Annotated in this window: 11 protein-coding genes and 1 riboswitch; of the genes, 9 read left to right on the plus strand and 2 right to left on the minus strand. The window is 53.8% G+C overall.

Annotation, left to right across the window (positions count from 1 at the left end; all coding sequences use genetic code 11):
• Positions 1 to 43: 43 nt before the first annotated feature.
• The gene (gene pgmB / locus POTG_RS05470; protein WP_009223816.1) at positions 44 to 3,016 is read left to right on the plus strand and encodes a beta-phosphoglucomutase; all 2,973 of its coding nucleotides are present in this window, start codon (positions 44 to 46) and stop codon (positions 3,014 to 3,016) included.
• A gap of 255 nt (positions 3,017 to 3,271) precedes the next feature.
• Here pgmB and udk read toward each other — a convergent pair whose 3' ends face one another.
• Positions 3,272 to 3,895, minus strand: a complete 624-nt coding sequence (gene udk, locus POTG_RS05475; RefSeq protein WP_009223817.1) for a uridine kinase — start codon at positions 3,893 to 3,895, stop codon at positions 3,272 to 3,274.
• A 246-nt stretch (positions 3,896 to 4,141) separates the two neighbouring features.
• Between udk and POTG_RS05480 the strand changes: the two genes are divergently transcribed.
• Both POTG_RS05480 and POTG_RS05485 read left to right on the plus strand, forming a co-directional pair.
• Positions 4,142 to 6,775: a calcium-translocating P-type ATPase, PMCA-type gene (locus POTG_RS05480; RefSeq protein WP_009223818.1), complete on the plus strand. Its 2,634-nt coding sequence runs from the start codon at positions 4,142 to 4,144 to the stop codon at positions 6,773 to 6,775.
• A 172-nt stretch (positions 6,776 to 6,947) separates the two neighbouring features.
• A complete protein-coding gene (locus POTG_RS05485; protein ID WP_009223819.1) occupies positions 6,948 to 8,681 on the plus strand; it encodes a methyl-accepting chemotaxis protein in 1,734 nt (577 codons plus the stop codon).
• Here POTG_RS05485 and POTG_RS05490 read toward each other — a convergent pair.
• Positions 8,671 to 9,762 (minus strand): YeiH family protein, encoded by a 1,092-nt coding sequence (locus tag POTG_RS05490; protein ID WP_009223820.1) that lies wholly within the window; start codon positions 9,760 to 9,762, stop codon positions 8,671 to 8,673. The two genes, POTG_RS05485 and POTG_RS05490, sit on opposite strands and share 11 nt — an antisense overlap.
• A 132-nt stretch (positions 9,763 to 9,894) precedes the next feature.
• Between POTG_RS05490 and POTG_RS05495 the strand changes: the two genes are divergently transcribed.
• From POTG_RS05495 to POTG_RS05515, 6 genes are all read left to right on the plus strand, one after another.
• Positions 9,895 to 10,779: a LysR family transcriptional regulator gene (locus POTG_RS05495; RefSeq protein WP_009223821.1), complete on the plus strand. Its 885-nt coding sequence runs from the start codon at positions 9,895 to 9,897 to the stop codon at positions 10,777 to 10,779.
• Between the two features lie 57 nt (positions 10,780 to 10,836).
• Positions 10,837 to 11,955 carry a mechanosensitive ion channel family protein gene (locus POTG_RS05500; RefSeq protein ID WP_009223822.1) on the plus strand — a complete coding sequence of 373 codons (1,119 nt, stop codon included), beginning with the start codon at positions 10,837 to 10,839 and terminating at the stop codon, positions 11,953 to 11,955.
• The gene (locus POTG_RS23605) at positions 11,956 to 12,099 is read left to right on the plus strand and encodes a hypothetical protein (protein WP_157273325.1); all 144 of its coding nucleotides are present in this window, start codon (positions 11,956 to 11,958) and stop codon (positions 12,097 to 12,099) included.
• Between the two features lie 331 nt (positions 12,100 to 12,430).
• Positions 12,431 to 13,711 (plus strand): methyl-accepting chemotaxis protein, encoded by a 1,281-nt coding sequence (locus tag POTG_RS05505; protein ID WP_036644510.1) that lies wholly within the window; start codon positions 12,431 to 12,433, stop codon positions 13,709 to 13,711.
• Positions 13,712 to 13,922: 211 nt separating this feature from the next.
• Complete coding sequence (locus POTG_RS05510; protein ID WP_009223824.1) at positions 13,923 to 15,038, plus strand: threonine aldolase family protein; 1,116 nt, start codon at positions 13,923 to 13,925, stop codon at positions 15,036 to 15,038.
• 239 nt (positions 15,039 to 15,277) lie between these two features.
• Positions 15,278 to 15,458: riboswitch (cyclic di-AMP (ydaO/yuaA leader) on the plus strand.
• 157 nt (positions 15,459 to 15,615) lie between these two features.
• A partial coding sequence (locus POTG_RS05515) for an APC family permease (RefSeq protein WP_009223825.1) occupies positions 15,616 to 17,379 on the plus strand: 1,764 nt, incomplete at its 3' end.

Here is a 17,379-nt window from a genome sequence, read left to right on the forward strand (position 1 = left end):
GAGAGCCCGTCTTGGATGCGGGAGAAGGAGGAGAGAGAAACACATGCGGTCAGGACAAGTCATCTATCCATTTGAGCCTTGGACGGTAACGGAATCGTCATTTGATGTAGAGACGAATCAGCGGGATGAAACGGTATTTGCCGTTGGCAACGGTTATATCGGGATTCGCGGCAACTTCGAGGAGGGGTATGACGGCCCTCCGGGAACATCGTTGCACGGCACGTATCTGAACGGGTTTTACGATTCTTCTCCTATCGCCTACCCGAAGGCCCGGCATTATGGACATCCCCAGCTGCACCAGACGATGCTGAACGTGACGGACGGCAAAATTATCGAACTGTACGTGGACGGTGAGAAATTCAGTTTGTTCGCGGAGCGGATCAGCGATTACAGCCGCCGGCTGGACATGCGGAAAGGGACGGTCGTCCGGACGCAAGTGTGGGAAACGACGACGGGCAAACAGCTGCGCATTCGCATCGAGCGCTTTGCTGCCCTTAGCCGCAAGCATTTGGCAGCGATCCGTTATGAAGTGACACCGCTGAATTTCTCGGGAGAGATTCTGCTTGTGTCGGCGGTTGACGGGCGTGTGGCCAATCAGGCGGGGGGAGGTGACCCGCGTGCGGGCTCAGCCTTCAACGGGCAAGTGCTGCAGACGAAGGAATCGTATGAGCATCGGACGTTCTGTGCTTTGCTCCAATCGACGAGCATGACACATTTTGCGGTGCTGTGCGGCATCGAGCATGCTCTCAACCATGCTTACGAACTGGAAACGGTCGCGTTGGAGCAACGAATCGAGAAGCGCTTCCATGTACAGGCCGAGGAGAACGGCACCGTCGTCCTGGATAAATTCATAACTTACTTTACCTCCAAGGATGATCCGGAGGAGAAGCTGCTGCAGCTGGCCACGGATGAGCTGGAGGCTGCCATGACGATGGGATATGCCGAGTTGGCCGCCTCGCAACAAGCCTTCTTGGATGAGTATTGGAAGACCGCAGACATCCTGGTGCAGGGGGACGCCGAGCTGCAGCAGGCGCTGCGCTTCAACGCTTACCATCTGCTGCAATCCGTTGGACGGGACGGCCGGACCAACATCGGGGCGAAAGGCATCACAGGCGAAGGCTACGACGGTCACTATTTCTGGGATACGGAAACCTATATGCTCCCGTATTTCCTGTACATTCAACCGGAGATTAACAAGCAGCTGCTAAAATACCGGCATTACATTCTCCCTAAGGCCAAAGAACGGGCCCGGGAAATGGGCGAACAAGGTGCCCTTTACGCCTGGCGGACGATCGGCGGGGAGGAGACCTCGGCATACCCGTCCGCCAGCACGGCTCAAATCCATATCAATGCGGACATTTGCTATGCGTTGAAGAAGTACGTGGAAGTGACGGGAGACAAACCCTTCTTGTATGAGGAAGGGGCGGAAATCTTATTTGAAACGTCGCGTTACTTTGCTGGGGCGGGGGCGTGGATCGAAGGCCGCGGCTTCTGCTTTACCGGCGTAACCGGGCCGGATGAATATACAACGGTCATCGATAACAATACCTATACGAATCTGATGATCAAGGATCAGCTCGAATTTGCGGTGCGAGTTGCGACGGCATTGCGGGAGGAACGTCCGGAGCGCTGGGCGGAGCTGGTTGCTACCATGGGGATCAGTGAGGAAGAAGTGAACCGGTGGAACGAAGCGGCGGCCGGCATCTACATCCATCGCCAGAACGGGTTGATCGGGCAGGACGATTCCTTCCTGAATAAGCCGGTGTGGGACTTTAAAGCAACGCCAAAAGAGCACTACCCGCTGATGATGCACTATCATAGCTTGCGGATCAACCGCCACCAAGTCCTGAAGCAAGCAGACTTGGTTATGGCGATGTATACCCAAAGCCAGCGGTTTACGATGTGGGAGAAGCAGCGGAACTATAACTATTATGAGCCGCTGACAACGCATGACTCCTCCTTGTCCACCTGTATCCATGGGATCATTGGCGCGGAGCTCGGCTATATGGACAAAGCTTATGACTTCTTCCAGCAAACGGCTCGCGTCGATCTGGACGATTATCATCTTAACGTCAAGGACGGGATCCATACCGCTTCGATGGCTGGCAGCCGGCTGATGATCGTCGACGGCTTCGCCGGGATGCGGCAGGTGGAGGGGGAGCTGCATTTTGCACCAAACATCCCTGATCAATGGACGAGCTATGCGTTTAACTTGCGGGTGGCAGGCAGCATGTTGTCCGTTCAGGTGACGAAGGACAAAACCATCTACAGGCTGGTTGAAGGCAGCCCGCTGACGATCTGCCATTTGGGCAAGCGAGTTGAGATCGACGGCGAAGTTGCGCTGCCCAACCGGGAGCTGGAGGCGGTGATCTTCGATTTGGACGGAGTTCTGACCGATACGGCTGAATTTCATTACGAGGCATGGCTGGAATTGGCCAATGAACTGGGGATTCCATTTGATAAGGAGTACAATGAAAACCTGAAGGGCGTTGACCGCCGAACCTCGCTCGAATTTCTACTGAAACGTTCGGACCGCATCTATTCGGAAGCCGATAAAGAGCGATTCATGCAGCGCAAGAACGAGCGATACCAGGAGCTGATCCGCCGCATCCGTCCAGAGCATCTGCTCCCGGGGATCAAGGAACTGCTGGAGGAGCTGAAGGCTCGCGGCATCCGAATGGCCGTCGCATCGGCAAGCCGCAACGCCCCGGCTATTCTGCAATCGCTGGGCATTACCGGCTACTTCGACGAGATCGTAGATGCCGGCATTCTGGAACGGGGCAAACCCGATCCGGAAATCTTCCTGCGCGCAGCCGAGGCGCTGGGCGTTCCGCCGAGAAATTGTCTCGGCATCGAGGATGCATACTCCGGCATCGCCGCGATCCGGGATGCCAATATGGTAGCCATCGGCATTGGCGACCCCGGGAATCTGGGCAATGCCCACCGAGTGCTCGAATCCACAGGGCTGCTCAACTTCGAACTATTATCCGATACGTATCATTCCATCACTCATTAACGAAAACCGGCATCCTCCTCGGGTGCCGGTTTTTTGTATAAACCCCGCCATGCTGCGGAATCTTAAAGGAAAATGATTGAAATCGAGGGGATGTTTGTGAAGCATTCCGAAAAAAAGCTGGACCGGGGACAGGCGACCCTGGATCTAGCTTCAAACGGGGCAACGGCAGAGCAACAATACAGAGAATGAGTTTAGCATCATGGGACCGAAGCTTGGATTTGTGCTTTAGACAAGCGGTGATCCGCGCCGTCCCCTCTAGGATTTGAACCCGCCGGACAGGTGTTTCTCCGTCAGAATGGCCAGCATTTGGATGCCAACTTCGTTATGCCCGCCTTCGGGGATAATGAGGTCGGCATATTTTTTCGACGGCTCAATAAATGCTTCATGCATCGGCTTCACCGTTGCGAGGTACTGCTGGTGGATGGAATGGATCGAGCGGCCGCGTTCTTCCATGTCGCGCAGTACGCGCCGAAGGATGCGCACGTCGGAGTCAGTGTCCACGAACACCTTGATGTCGAGCATCTCCCGCAGCTTCTCGTCATACAGGACGAAGAGTCCCTCGACGATAATGATGTTATTGGGCAACAGCTTGATCGTCTTATCAGAACGGGTATGCTTCGTAAAATCGTACACCGGAGCATAGGCGGCTTGTCCGTTCTTGAGCTGGTTCAGATGCTCCACCAACAGCTCGTTATCGAAGGCGAAGGGATGGTCGTAGTTCGTCTTTTCCCGTTCGGCCATGCTGAGGTGCGATTGGTCTTTATAGTAGTTGTCTTGCGAAATAAACGTAACTTTATCGGTGTCCAGCTGGCCGATAACCGAGCGGGCCACCGTCGTTTTCCCGGACCCGGTGCCGCCGGCGATACCTATAATTAACATGAAATGAAATACCCTCCTAGAATGACATCCCTCTAAACGTTCCCGTTTAACATCTCAGTATTGTAGCATAGCCCGGGCTTTTTTTCATCTTCATGCAGCTTGCTCAGGGTCCTTCATATTATGGCAATTTTGTGGCGGGATATCGATGTGTACTGTTGCTTATTTTTTCTCATAATTTCCTGTGGATTCGGTTTACAATAATGGTAAGTTCATGTCTATCAAATTCAAGTAAAGAGGTGCTGCTGCATGTGGCATACAAAAACCCGGGAGGCCGTCCTGCAAGAGCTGCAGGTGGATCCCGCTGCCGGACTGTCTTCGGAAGAAGCCGGGAAGCGCCTGTCTAAGTACGGGCCAAATCAGATTAAAGGCAAGCCGAAGCCGGGCTTATGGTCGCTCTTCTTCGCTCAGTTGAGGGATATGCTGATTTATGTGCTGCTGGCTGCCGCCATCGTTACGCTGATTGTCGGAGAATACATGGATGCCATCATCATCTTGGCTGTTGTCCTGTTGAACGCGATCATCGGAGTCATTCAGGAACAGAAAGCGGAGAAAGCGATTGAGGCGCTGCAGCAAATGACCACCCCCAAAACGCTGGTAAGGCGTGACGGCAATGTGAAGGAGATCGATTCCGGGGAAATCGTTCCGGGCGATATCGTGATCCTGGATGCCGGACGATTCGTTCCAGCCGACCTGAGGCTGCTTGACAGCGCCAACCTGCAAATTGAGGAATCCGCGCTGACCGGCGAGTCTGTACCGTCGGATAAAAATGCGGAGGATGTGCATCAAGAAGCGCAAACGCCCATCGGGGACCAGAGCAACATGGCGTTTATGTCTACGCTCGTAACGTATGGCCGCGGCGAAGGGGTTGTCGTCGGGACGGCGATGAATACGGAGATGGGCAAAATCGCCAAAATTTTGGACGAAGATACGCAGGACTTGACTCCGCTGCAGAAAAAGCTCGAAGAGCTCGGCAAAATGCTTGGCTACATCGCCATTGGCATCTGCGTCGTGATCTTCGTGATCGGCCTCATCCAGGGACGGGATTTGTTCGAGCTGTTCCTGACGGCGATCAGCCTGGCGGTCGCAGCGATTCCAGAAGGGCTGCCAGCGATCGTAGCGATTGTACTCGCGCTTGGCGTTACCCGCATGTCCCGCGTCAACGCTATCGTCAAGAAGCTGCCGGCCGTTGAAACGCTGGGTTCGGTGAACATCATCTGCTCGGACAAAACCGGAACCCTAACCCAGAATAAAATGACGGTCGTCAAGCATTTTACCGCGGAGCCCTTGGGCGACGAGGCGCCGATCGAAATGATCAAGACGTTCGTGTTGTGTTCCGATGCCACTTACGAGAACGGCCAAGGGACCGGCGACCCGACGGAGATTGCCTTAGTCGCTTTCGGCGAACAGCACGGACTTTCGAAGAAATCGCTGGAGGCCGAATACAAACGGATCTCCGAGAAGCCGTTTGATTCGGACCGCAAGCTGATGTCCACGCTTAACCAGACGCGGGAGGGCTATCGCGTCCATACGAAAGGGGCAATTGACCAGCTGCTGCGGATTTCGAACAGCGCCGTGGTGAACGGGGAGGTCGTGCCGCTGACGGAGGAGCTGAAGCAACGCTTCATTGCAGCCGCCGAAGCGATGTCGGACGACGCGCTCCGGGTGCTGGGCGCTGCCTATAAGGATACGGACCGCATTCTGCCGCCGGAGGAAATGGAGCAGGATCTGACGATCCTTGGTTTCGTTGGCATGATCGATCCGCCGCGGTCCGAAGTGAAGGATTCGATCCGCGAGGCGAAAGCGGCGGGCATCACTCCGGTGATGATCACGGGCGACCATCGCAACACCGCTGTGGCCATCGCCAAAGAGCTGGAGATTGCCAGCTCCCTCGAGCAGAGCATGACCGGGGCGGAAATCGACGAGCTGTCGGAAGAGGCGTTTGCTGAGAAAATCAACGGCATCCGCGTATTTGCCCGCGTCTCGCCCGAGCATAAGGTGAAGATCGTCAAGGCCTTTAAGGCGAAGGGCAACATCGTCTCGATGACTGGGGATGGCGTCAACGACGCCCCTTCGCTGAAGACGGCGGACATCGGCGTGGCCATGGGGATTACCGGCACCGATGTGTCGAAGGGCGCCAGCGACATGATTCTGACCGACGATAATTTTACCACGATCGTCCAGGCGATTCGGGAAGGGCGGAACATCTACGCGAATATTCGCAAGACGGTGACGTTTCTACTGGCCTGCAATTTCGGGGAGATCGTGGCAATACTCGCTTCGATTCTGTTCTTCTGGCCGTTGCCGCTCCTAGCGACCCAGATCCTCTGGATCAATCTGGTCACCGATACGTTACCGGCGATTGCGCTGGGCGTTGATCCTGGCGAGAAGGACGTGATGAAGCGCAAGCCGCGCGATCCGAAGGAGAGCTTCTTTGCCGGGGGCGCGGCGTGGCAGGCGGTGCTTGGCGGGCTCTTGATCGGGTCGCTGACCTTGCTTGCATTTTACATAGGACTTCGCGAGCATGGGTATGGTTTGCGCTCCTTCGGCATTCCTGAGGATGTGATAACTTACGCGCGAACGATGGCCTTCGTCGTGCTGGCAGCGTCACAGTTGTTCTACGCTTTCTCGAAGCGTAGTGCGACCAAGTCGATCTTTACGATTGGTCTGTTCTCCAACCTGTTGCTCGTCGGAGCGGTTATCGCCGGATTGCTGCTGCAGTTCCTGTCGATCTCGATTCCGTTCCTGGCCGCAGCGTTTAAGGTGCAATATCTCAGCTTATCCGATTGGGGGCTCGTGATCCTATTGGCGTTAATCCCGCTGCTCTTGAATGAGATCATTAAGATCTTTATGCGGGCAGGTAAGGCGAGAGAGACCGCATAAATCTTCGGCTAAGTCTTAGATATGAGAATTTTGATAGAACAGAGGAGAATTTTGAATTCCCCTCCTGCCACGGTTTGATAGATGATACAAGTGAATAGACAAGAAGAACATAGGCCGCAGATGATTTGTCTGGCGGCCCTTGTTCGTTAGATCCAACCAAGGGGGGACAAAGATGGAGAATCAGGGGAAATCCTATGGAAAAGGAGCTAGAGGGCACGCGTTTTCGCTCGGCCGGAAGCTGACGGCGGCTTTTATCACGGTATCGCTGCTGGTGGGGGTCATTGCTGGAGTGGCCTACGTGTTCTTGAACCGGATGGATCAGAACTATTCCGAGCTGCTTGAGCAAAATACGGCGGCACGGGATCAAGCGGCCAAGCTGGAGATGGAGACGCAGCGTCAGAACAGTCTCTTGTTTAGTTATATCGTGGAGCCTTCGTCCGAGAAGGAACAGCTATTGACGGGAGCCAATGATGAATTGAATAGGATCATCGGCCAAATCGTAAGCGCTTCCGAAGGTGAAGAGCAGGGGGCGGTTGCTTCCTCGTTATCGGAATCCAATGCGACGTTTGCTCGCTTGCTGACGAAGGTTCGCGATTACGTACAATCGGGAAAGCCGGATTTGGCGAAAGCGGAAGCGTTGATGTGGGCGATTCCGACATCGGATACGATGATTCAAGGGGCGAGTGAATTGCGGACGCTGCAGGAGAGCGCGCTTCAGGCGAAATTGGCCGAGTTCAAGAAAGAATCGGCGATCACTTTGTGGATTTTAGTGATATGCGGGGCCATCGCGATCCTCTTCGCCGTCTTGACCGGTGTCCTGTTGTCCCGGCAAATCGTCAAACCGATGCGAGTGATGGTGAAGGGGGCCCGCGAGCTGGCAGACGGCGATTTAACCCTTGCAGAGATCGCTGTGAGAAACCGCGATGAGATTGGGGAATTGGCGGCTGCGTTTAACCATATGAGACGAAGCTGGCAGGAGATGATCCGCAATCTGGGGCGGCATGCCGGACGCGTTGCAACATCGGCGGATCAGCTGCGGCACCAGTCGGAGCAGTTCCGTGCCTCCTCCGGGGAAATTTCGGACATCATGGGCCAAATTTCGTCCGGAAGCGAGGAGCAGGTGCAAAGTGTCGAGCTGGGCGTGGCCCAAGTGACGATGATGGCTGCCGGAGCCCGGGAGATGGCAGGCCTCGCGGATGACGCCCGCCAGGAATCGGAGGCGGCGGTGCAAGAAACGCGGGCCGGCGAGGACATCGTCGCGTCAGCAGCGGCGCAGATGGCGTCGATCCAGCGGCAGATGGACGAGCTGCGCGCCTTCATCGAGCGGCTGGGCGTTCGCTCCGGCCAAATTGCGGAGGCTGCTGAGCTGATTGCCGGGATCGCCAAGCAGACGCAGATGCTGTCGCTGAACGCCTCCATCGAGGCGGCGCGGGCCGGGGAAGCCGGTAAAGGGTTCGCCGTGGTCGCCGGCGAGGTGCGCAAGCTGTCGGCGGAGACCGGGGCGGCGGCTGCAGGTGTAGCCGAGATGCTCGAAGGCGTGCGCAGCGAGATGGAGCTTGTGATTGAGGCGGGGCAAGCTGGTTCGCAGGAGGTCGCGGCCGGTATTGCCACAGTTCAGCAGGCCGGCGAGGTGTTCACGAGCATCCGTCAGGCGGTCGAGCAGGTGGCCGGCCGAATCAGCCGGGTGACCGGGCAGGCCGAGCAATTGTACTCCCAATCGGATGCTGTGGTTCAGGCGATCGCCACGATCGATCGGGTTGCGCAGCAGACCGCCAGCGGCTCCCGCGAGGTCTACGCGCACACCGAGGAGCAATACGCCGGCGTTGAAGAAATGATGGCTTCGATGGAGGGGCTCAGTCAGTTGTCTGAGGAATTGCAGGCGATGATCGGCAAGTTTAAAGTGTAAACGATAGCCAGGCCCCGATCGACAACAGCGCCGATACGATCAACATTGCAAACAGCGGACGCAGTGCTTTGGAGCGCAGCTCCCGCAGGTTGACGTTGAGCCCCAAGCCCACCATGGCCATCGTCATCAGAAAACTGGTCAAGGTGGACATGCCGTCGAGTACTGTAGAAGGTACCGGAATCCATGTTCCGAACGCATAGGTTCCGAGCATGCTGGCGGCGAGAAAGCCAAGCAGAAACCAAGGGAACGGGACAGTGGCCCGAGGACCGTCTGGGTATCCGGCCACCGCCCCTGGAGTCGCCTGGTTCCCTTCTGCCTTCCGCCCGGCTCGCTTCATGACGTACATCAGCAGGAAGCTGAGCGGAATCAGCAGGAACACGCGACCCAATTTGGCTAATAAAGCGACCGCCAGGGCATCCGGACCGGCTGGTTCGGCGGCGAGCGCCACATGGGCGATTTCGTGCAGGCTGACGCCGCTCCAAACCCCGTATTGAAGCGGGGACATTGGAAGCACCGGTCGAAGGAATGTATACGCCACAGAGAATAGCGTACCGATCAAAGCCACCATTCCTGCGCCGATGGCGGTATCGCCTTCTTTGGCTTTGAGGATCGGCGAGACGGCTGCGATCGCTGCTGCCCCGCACACCCCGGTGCCGATGCCCAGCAGCAGGGAAAGTGCGAAATCGGCCTTCAACCATTTGCCGATCAGCAGGGTGGCGAGAATGCTGAAAAAGATCGTTGCCGCGTCCCGCGCGAGCAGCGGCAGGCCCTGTTGCAGCACGATATTTAAGTTCAGTTTCAGCCCGAACAGAACAATCGCCAGCCGCAGCAGCTTTTGCGAAGTGAACTGGATCCCTGGTCGTAAGGTTTCCGGGTATCCGACGAATTGCCGATATAGAACGGCCAAAAGGATGGAACAAGCAAGCTGGCCGACCCGGTCGAAGCCCGGCAAACGGGCGAGTCCGAAGCCGAGCAATGCGATTACGATGGTAAAGCCGATGCCTCCGAGCAGGAGATCGGCTTTTTTTGCCGGTTGCGGCATTGCCGAAACCGTTTCGGATTGAGTTAAGGGAGTCTCCATTTGTATCCACCTCCGTTGATTTGCCTTTTCAGCATAATTCGGCTTTAATAATAAGTAAAATAAATCATTAATATAATAATGATAAGTATATGATTATGTAATGAGGATAATGGAAGAGGAGGAGGGAGCCGGATGGACCCGGCGTTGGAGGTATTCATTGCCGTAGTGGAGAAGCAAAGTTTTACCCGGGCTGCCGAAGCGCTTCATATGACGCAGCCGGCAGTCAGCCAATATATCCGTTCTCTGGAGCAGGTGCTGGGGACGAAGTTGCTTGATCGCAGTAATAAATACGTGCGTCTGAACCCGGCAGGACAAATCGTATATCACCATGCCCGGGAAATATCCGGATTGTATACGCGAATGCAGTATCTCATTGACGATATGAAACATGCGGCGCGGGGGAATTTGACCATTGGTGCCAGCTACACGTATGGAGAGTACGTTCTGCCGCATCTCTTGGCAGAGATGATGGTCGAGTACCCCGCGATCAAACCGGCGATCACGATCGGAAATTCCAAGGAGATCGAGGAACTGGTGGGAAGCGGCCGGCTGGATGTGGGGATCATCGAAGGAGAGTTTCGGGATGAGCGCTTTCGGATCGAGCCGATCGCTGATGACGCAATGTATGTAGTCGTACCGACCGGACACCGTTATACGGAGCGGAAGGGCCTTCGTCTTGCCGATTTGCGTGAGGAGACCTGGATCGTCCGGGAAGTCGGCTCGGGAACGCGCGAAGCGGCGAATCAGTTGTTTGACCTTCATCATTTTCATCCGGAGCGTTTGATGGAATTTGGCAGTACGCAAATCATCAAGGAATCGGTAGAGGCGGGGCTAGGGATTAGCCTGCTGTCCCAAACGGCGGTGCGGAAGGAACTCGCACTCGGGACGTTGCGGCTCCTGGAGGTGGAGGGGATGCCGTATTTCCGCCAATTTTCGCTTATTTCACAGGCTTCGCCCTTTTACACAAAAGCAATGGATGTGTTCATGGAACTAGCGCGGGGGCACCACCCTTTTTAGACAATCTTCGTAATCAAATGTTATAATGGCACTTTAATTCAAGGAGATGATATAACGATGAACGATGGAGAAGGCTTCTTGGACTTCTTCACACAGCTTGGATGGGTGAATACGGGGATCACCATCGGAATTATTGCGCTATTCGCCCTGTTTAACAAAGGATTCGTAAAATTGACTTTTACCCTGCTGAACCGCAGAAGAACTGCGGCGTTCGGCGGGAGGGAAGTATGGAGACAAGTGCTGGAGCGGCCTTTTCGGTGGTTATTCATTCTGATTGGCCTTGAAATAGGGTTGAAATATTTGCTGCCGCGCAATGTGGAAATCGCCGTAGGCCTGGATCCCTTATTCCGCAGCGGCGTCATCGCCTTGATCGGATGGGGGATGTACATCCTATCCGCCCAATCCTCGGTGATGCTGGAGGGATTAAGCCGCAAAATCCGATTAGACGATGCAAGCATGCTTATTCCGTTCTTATCGAAGGTCCTCCGGATCGTTGTGGTTATCATAACTGTAGCCTTAATTGGGGCGGAATGGGGATTTAGCATCAATGGACTGGTGGCCGGCATGGGGTTAGGCAGCTTAGCCGTAGCTTTGGCTGCCAAAGATACGTTAGGGAACATCTTTGGCGGCATTGTGATTATTTTGGAAAAGCCTTTTTCCAAAGGAGATTGGATTCTGACGCCCACCGCTGAAGGCACGGTGGAGGATATTACTTTTCGCAGCACGAAGATCCGCACCTTCGCTGATGCGGTGATTACCGTTCCCAATGCTCAACTGGCAGATCAGCCAATCACGAACTGGAGCAAAATGGGTAAGCGAAGAGTGACTTTTACACTTCCTGTGGCGCTGGACTCTGATCGGGAGCGGATGATGGCAGCCATCCATCGAATCGAACAACTGCTACGCGACAACGAGCAAATCGACCCAGGCACCATTTTCGTGAAGTTTACGGATTTTAACGAGAGCAGCTTAGGCATTTTCATCTATTACTTCACGCGATCAACCGTTTGGGGAGAGTACTTGTCAGTGCGTCAGGAAATGAATCTGGCCTTTATGCAGGTGCTGGAGGAAGAGGGGATTAAGCTGGCTTATCCGGCACAACGTGTATTTTTCGAATCGGCGCCGGAAACGTCCGGTGAGGTGGACACCACCCGCTCGAGACAATATGAGGTCTGAATGCCAACCATCCCGCGGCGGGTTGCTCGCGGGATGGTTGGCGTTTTTAGCAAAGATCAAATTCAAAGCTTTATTAAAGAAAACGACATTAAGACGGCTGGCGATATCCAGAACGCGCTTAAGAAGCCGTCGCAGCGGCGCTAAAGCCGATTTACAAGGCGGTCAACGAACAGGCTGCCGCAGCCGCGATGGATGAGTTTGAAGCCGTATGGGGCAAGAAATTCCACACGTCGTAAGCTTTGTCGAATTGGTTATTAACCAGTTTAACAAGAGCGATATTAATCCTGTCGCTATAGTTCCAATCAAAAGTTGTTAACGTGCATTTGACTATGGTTAAATGGAACTATATATTGGACTATATAATGAACATCACACGATAGATTTAGAATCAAATGCCTATCTTAAAGATAGGAGGAGATACTTGGAGCGGAAAAACAATGTGCTTTATACTACGAATAAACCAGGTGATACTAAGATGAATCGAATTCGCAATATTTCTATCCGGACCCGGATCATGGTGCTTGTCTTCTTGGCCATGTTCGTCTCCAATACCGCTCTAATTGCAACCTTATCCTATAGCCAGAGTAATGATTTTTTTCAACTGATTACCCCCTCTTTGGGATTAAAGGCATTGATCATTTTTCTCATTTTCCAAGTGATATCTGCGTTTATCTCCGAAGCTTTTCTAGTTCGTCCGCTTAAAGAAGGCGCGAAGCTCGCTAATTCTATGGCCGATAACGATCTATCGACGCAAATACATACGTTTCAGCAAGGGGAAGCCGGGCAAATGATCTTCTCGCTTCAGAAGGCCAGAGATAACTTGAAGCATTTGATCGCATCCATCCAATCCTCCTCCGAACGAGTGACGCTGTCTTCGGAAGAGTTAAACCGCATCATTGAGCAGGCGAATGGGCAGATGCACGGAATCAACAAGGGTATCAAGGATTTGCTGAACGTATTTACTCAAAACGCGGAAAGCATGAAGCAAACGGCCATTGCCATTTCGGAGATTACGAACCATTCGCAGACGACAGCAGAACTTGCTAACCAAATTGCCGAGCGGGCCCAATTGGTGATGAATTCCGCAGAAGGCGGGAAGCGTTCGGTGGAATCGATCGTTGAGGCGATTAGTGAGCTGGCGGTGAATACGAAGCACGTCAACAGTGAGGTACTTGGGCTTGAGGAACAGAGTCAGAAAATTACCGAGGTTGTCAGCATTATTCAACAAATTTCCGAACAGACTCACCTGTTATCCCTTAACGCCGCGATTGAAGCGGCCCGGGCCGGGGAAGAGGGCAGAGGGTTCGCGGTGGTAGCCGGACAAATCCGGAAATTAGCCGAGGATACGAACCGCTCCCTGCAGGAAATCAGCAGCTTGGTTGAAGATATGACCGTTCGTACCGGCAGTGTGGTATCTGCGGTTGCCCAGACGGAAGAGAAGGTTCAGCAGGGCGTAACGCAATCGGAGAACGTGAAGATCAATATCGAGCAAATCATGGACAATATGGAGAACACCTTCGCCATGTTGAACGATATTTCCGATGGGGTTACCACCCAAGCCGCAGCGCTGGAGGAAATGACTGCAACGCTGGAGGATGTGAACACCACGATCGAGTCTGGCTTGCAAGTGTCCGGCGATATCCAAGATCAGCTTGGTACGCAGGAACGGATCTTCGGTGATATCGAGAAGACCTCCTGTAAGTTGGTCGAACTGTCCGAGAATATGAACGGATTGACGAACGTGTTTAAGCTATAATCCATCAATACGGCATTAGAAAGGGCGTCTGATTTTTACAGACGTCCTTTTTCTTCCTTCCTTCTGAACGAAAGGGATAATTCTGTAAGGAGGCTTTCAAGACCTATACCGCCCAATCCATCCAAATCATCGATTCCTGCTTCAAATGGCGCTATAATAAGCATGATCATACAAACTAGACAGACAGCATGGGAGAGGAGCGGCGAGGAGCATGTATGGAAATGATGGGGTACTGGATAGGCGGACACTGAAGGCGGCCTTTGACCGGACGGTTTATCAAGTGGTGGGCCACGGAAAACGGAATGTAGAGGTGCTGAAGCAGGCTTTTGCCGAGATCAGCGGCGGGGTAGACAGCGACATGTACGGTACAGGACAAGCGCTGGAAGCCTTCGAAAGGAAAATGGCTGCGGTGCTCGGCAAGGAGTCGGCTGTATTTTTTCCGAGCGGCACGATGGCGCAGCAAATTGCTTTACGGATTTGGTGCGACCGCAAAGGATCGAAACGTGTGGCCTATCATCCTTTATGCCATTTGGAAATTCATGAGGAAGACGGATTAAAGGAACTGCACGGGCTGGAGCCGATTCTCCTGGCGGATAAGGATCGGCTGATTGAGATGGAGGACGTTCGGCAACTGCCGGAGGATGTCTCGTGCCTGCTGCTGGAGCTGCCGCAGCGCGAAATCGGCGGTCAGCTGCCGCCGTTCGCGGAGCTTGAAGCCATTTCCGCCTACTGCCAGGAGCGGGGCATTAAGCTGCATCTGGACGGAGCCCGACTGTTCGAAGTGTTGCCTTACTACGAAAAAACCGCCGCAGAGGTTTGCGCCCTGTTCGACAGCGTCTATATCTCGTTCTACAAAGGCATCGGCGGAATCGCCGGAGCCATATTGGCAGGGGATCCGGAGCTGACGAAGGAATCTAAGGTGTGGAAAAGACGCCATGGCGGGGATCTCATCAGCTTGTATCCTTATTTTCTGAGTGCGGATTACTACTATGAGCAGCGCATAGGAAAGATGGGGATGTATTATCGGCAAGCGCAGGAGCTCTCCAGTCTGTTTAATCAATGTCATCGGATGAAGACCGTCCCGGCGATCCCGGTGTCGAACATGTTCCATGTTCATTCGGACGTTCCCAAGGATCGATTGGAGCCCGTGCTGATTGAGGTATATCGGGAAACCGGGGTTGGCTTAACCTCTTTCGTCAAGGAGAAGGCAGATGGGGGAAGTACCTTTGAAATCAGTATCGGAGATCGCTATAGCGAGGTGCCGGAAGATCGGCTGCAGCTGGCGTTCGAGCTGCTGGATAAGAAGTTGAGAGGACTCTCGTTTTAAACCTGTATCGGTTTGAGATCAGAACACCGTAGGAAGCGACTGGATGTCGCTCCTTACGGTGTTTTTTGCATGTATGCTTCGATAATTCAAGCCTGCCCTCAAAAATGAATGCAAGAGGATGATGTATGCGCTTCCTCGAACAAGGTCGATCCCATTTTCCGACCCATTCGCCTTTTCCTCATCTTTACACTTCTTGAGGCGGGGAGTATGATTCATCCGTAGCAATTTGATATGGCGAAAATACCTGATCGCTGAGTTCTTTCTTTATTTCAGAAAGAAACGGGGGAACCAATGAAACGCGTCCAAAAGGGCGGGTTTCCGGGGTGAATCGCTTGATTTGGCCAACTTGGCCAAACTGCGTAGGGCTGCTTTCGTGCCCGAATCCGTCAGCTAACTCCGTAAGCGTCCGAAAGAGGGAATTGTCGCAGTGATCTGCTTGAACTTTTTAAAGCGGCTGCGGGAAGGTCCAACTTTCCTGCGGCCTTTTTGTGTTGTTCGCTGCAGGAATGGGAAGCCTAAAGGACTACGAGCGGATCAGGATTGAAGGCTATTTTGAGAATGAAAAGAGGATTTCATCATGGTAAGCAAACTGAAGCGGGTACTGATCGGCAGACCGATGAAAAGTACCGAAATTGAAGGAGAAAAGCTAAGCAAACTTAAGGCATTGGCCGTATTGTCGTCGGACGCGTTGTCCTCCGTGGCATACGGTACGGAGCAGATTTTGATCGTCCTGATGGCGGCGGGATTTTCCGCGCTCTGGTATTCGATCCCGATCTCGTTTGCGGTACTTGGGCTTCTGTTGATTCTGATTCTGTCGTACCGCCAGACGATTTTCTCCTATCCGACCGGGGGCGGGGCCTATATCGTGGCGATGGATAACCTGGGGCGGTCAACCGGACTGCTGGCCGGCGGCTCGCTGCTTGTTGATTATATACTGACGGTAGCTGTAAGTTCGTCAGCCGGTACAGATGCCATAACATCCGCATTCCCTATGCTGCATGATCAGCGGGTGCTGATCGCCCTCCTGATGATTACTATACTGACCATCATGAACCTGCGTGGGGTCACGGAATCGGCTTCAATGCTGGCGGTTCCGGTATATCTATTTGTGGCCTCCATCTTCGTCCTGATTGTGTCGGGACTCTACAAGTATTGGACTGGCGGGATTCATGCCAGCGCACCGGAGTTCGGGACGGCCGTATCCAACGTCAGCTTGTTCCTGCTGCTCAAGGCGTTCAGTTCGGGGTGCTCGGCCTTAACCGGGGTTGAGGCGGTGTCCAACGCCATTCCGAACTTCAAGCCGCCGGCGGAGCGGAATGCCGCAACCACGCTGGTGATGATGGGTGTCATTCTCTGCACCATGTTTATCGGTATTAGTGCGCTGGCCTATTGGTACGGAATTGCTCCGGATCCGAAGGCCACCGTAATATCTCAAATCGCTGAATCGACCTTTGGGCGCGGGATCTTGTACTACTTGATCCAGGGCATTACAGCGTTAATCCTGTTTCTGGCAGCCAATACGGCTTATTCGGCCTTCCCGCTGCTGGCGTTTATGCTCGCCAAAGATAAATACATGCCGCATGCGTTTATGGTGCGCGGTGACCGGCTTGGCTTTTCAAACGGAATTATCTTCCTGGGCGTAGCCTCGGCGCTGCTGGTTCTTGGATTCCACGGCGACACGGAAAGCCTGATTCCGCTCTATGCGGTTGGGGTATTTATTCCGTTCACCTTGTCCCAGCTGGGGATGATGGTGCGCTGGATCAAGCGCAAGCCGCAAGGTTGGGTGTTCCGGTTTACGATTAACACGATTGGCATGCTGACGACGCTGGGCATTACGCTCATCTTCATTATCACGAAGTTTTCACATGTCTGGTTCGTATTCATCTTCTTGCCGCTCGTGATGTTTATTTTCTACCAGATCCATCGACATTATATCAATATCGCCGACCAGCTTCGGATTGACATCGATAAAGACAAACCTTGCATAAAGGGCAGCACGATCGTCGTGCCGGTGGCGGGCGTTACCCGTGTCGTGATGAACTCGTTAAGCTACGCCAAATCGCTGACGGATAACGTTGTTGCGGTGTATGTCGGATTTGATGATGAGGACATCGAACGCATGGAGAAGAAGTGGGAGGAATGGAATCCGGGGGTTCGGCTCATTACGCTGCGCTCCAGCTTCCGCAGCATTATCCGGCCGCTGATGAAGTTCATTGATACCGTGGAATGGAAAACGGCGGAGACCGATCACATTACCGTCCTGATTCCTCAGTTTATTCCTCGGCACTGGTGGCAGAATATTTTGCATAATCAGTCGAGCTTGTTGCTTAGAGCTTATTTG

It is taken from the genome of Paenibacillus sp. oral taxon 786 str. D14, assembly GCF_000159955.1.
Lineage (GTDB): Bacteria > Bacillota > Bacilli > Paenibacillales > Paenibacillaceae > Fontibacillus > Fontibacillus phoenicis.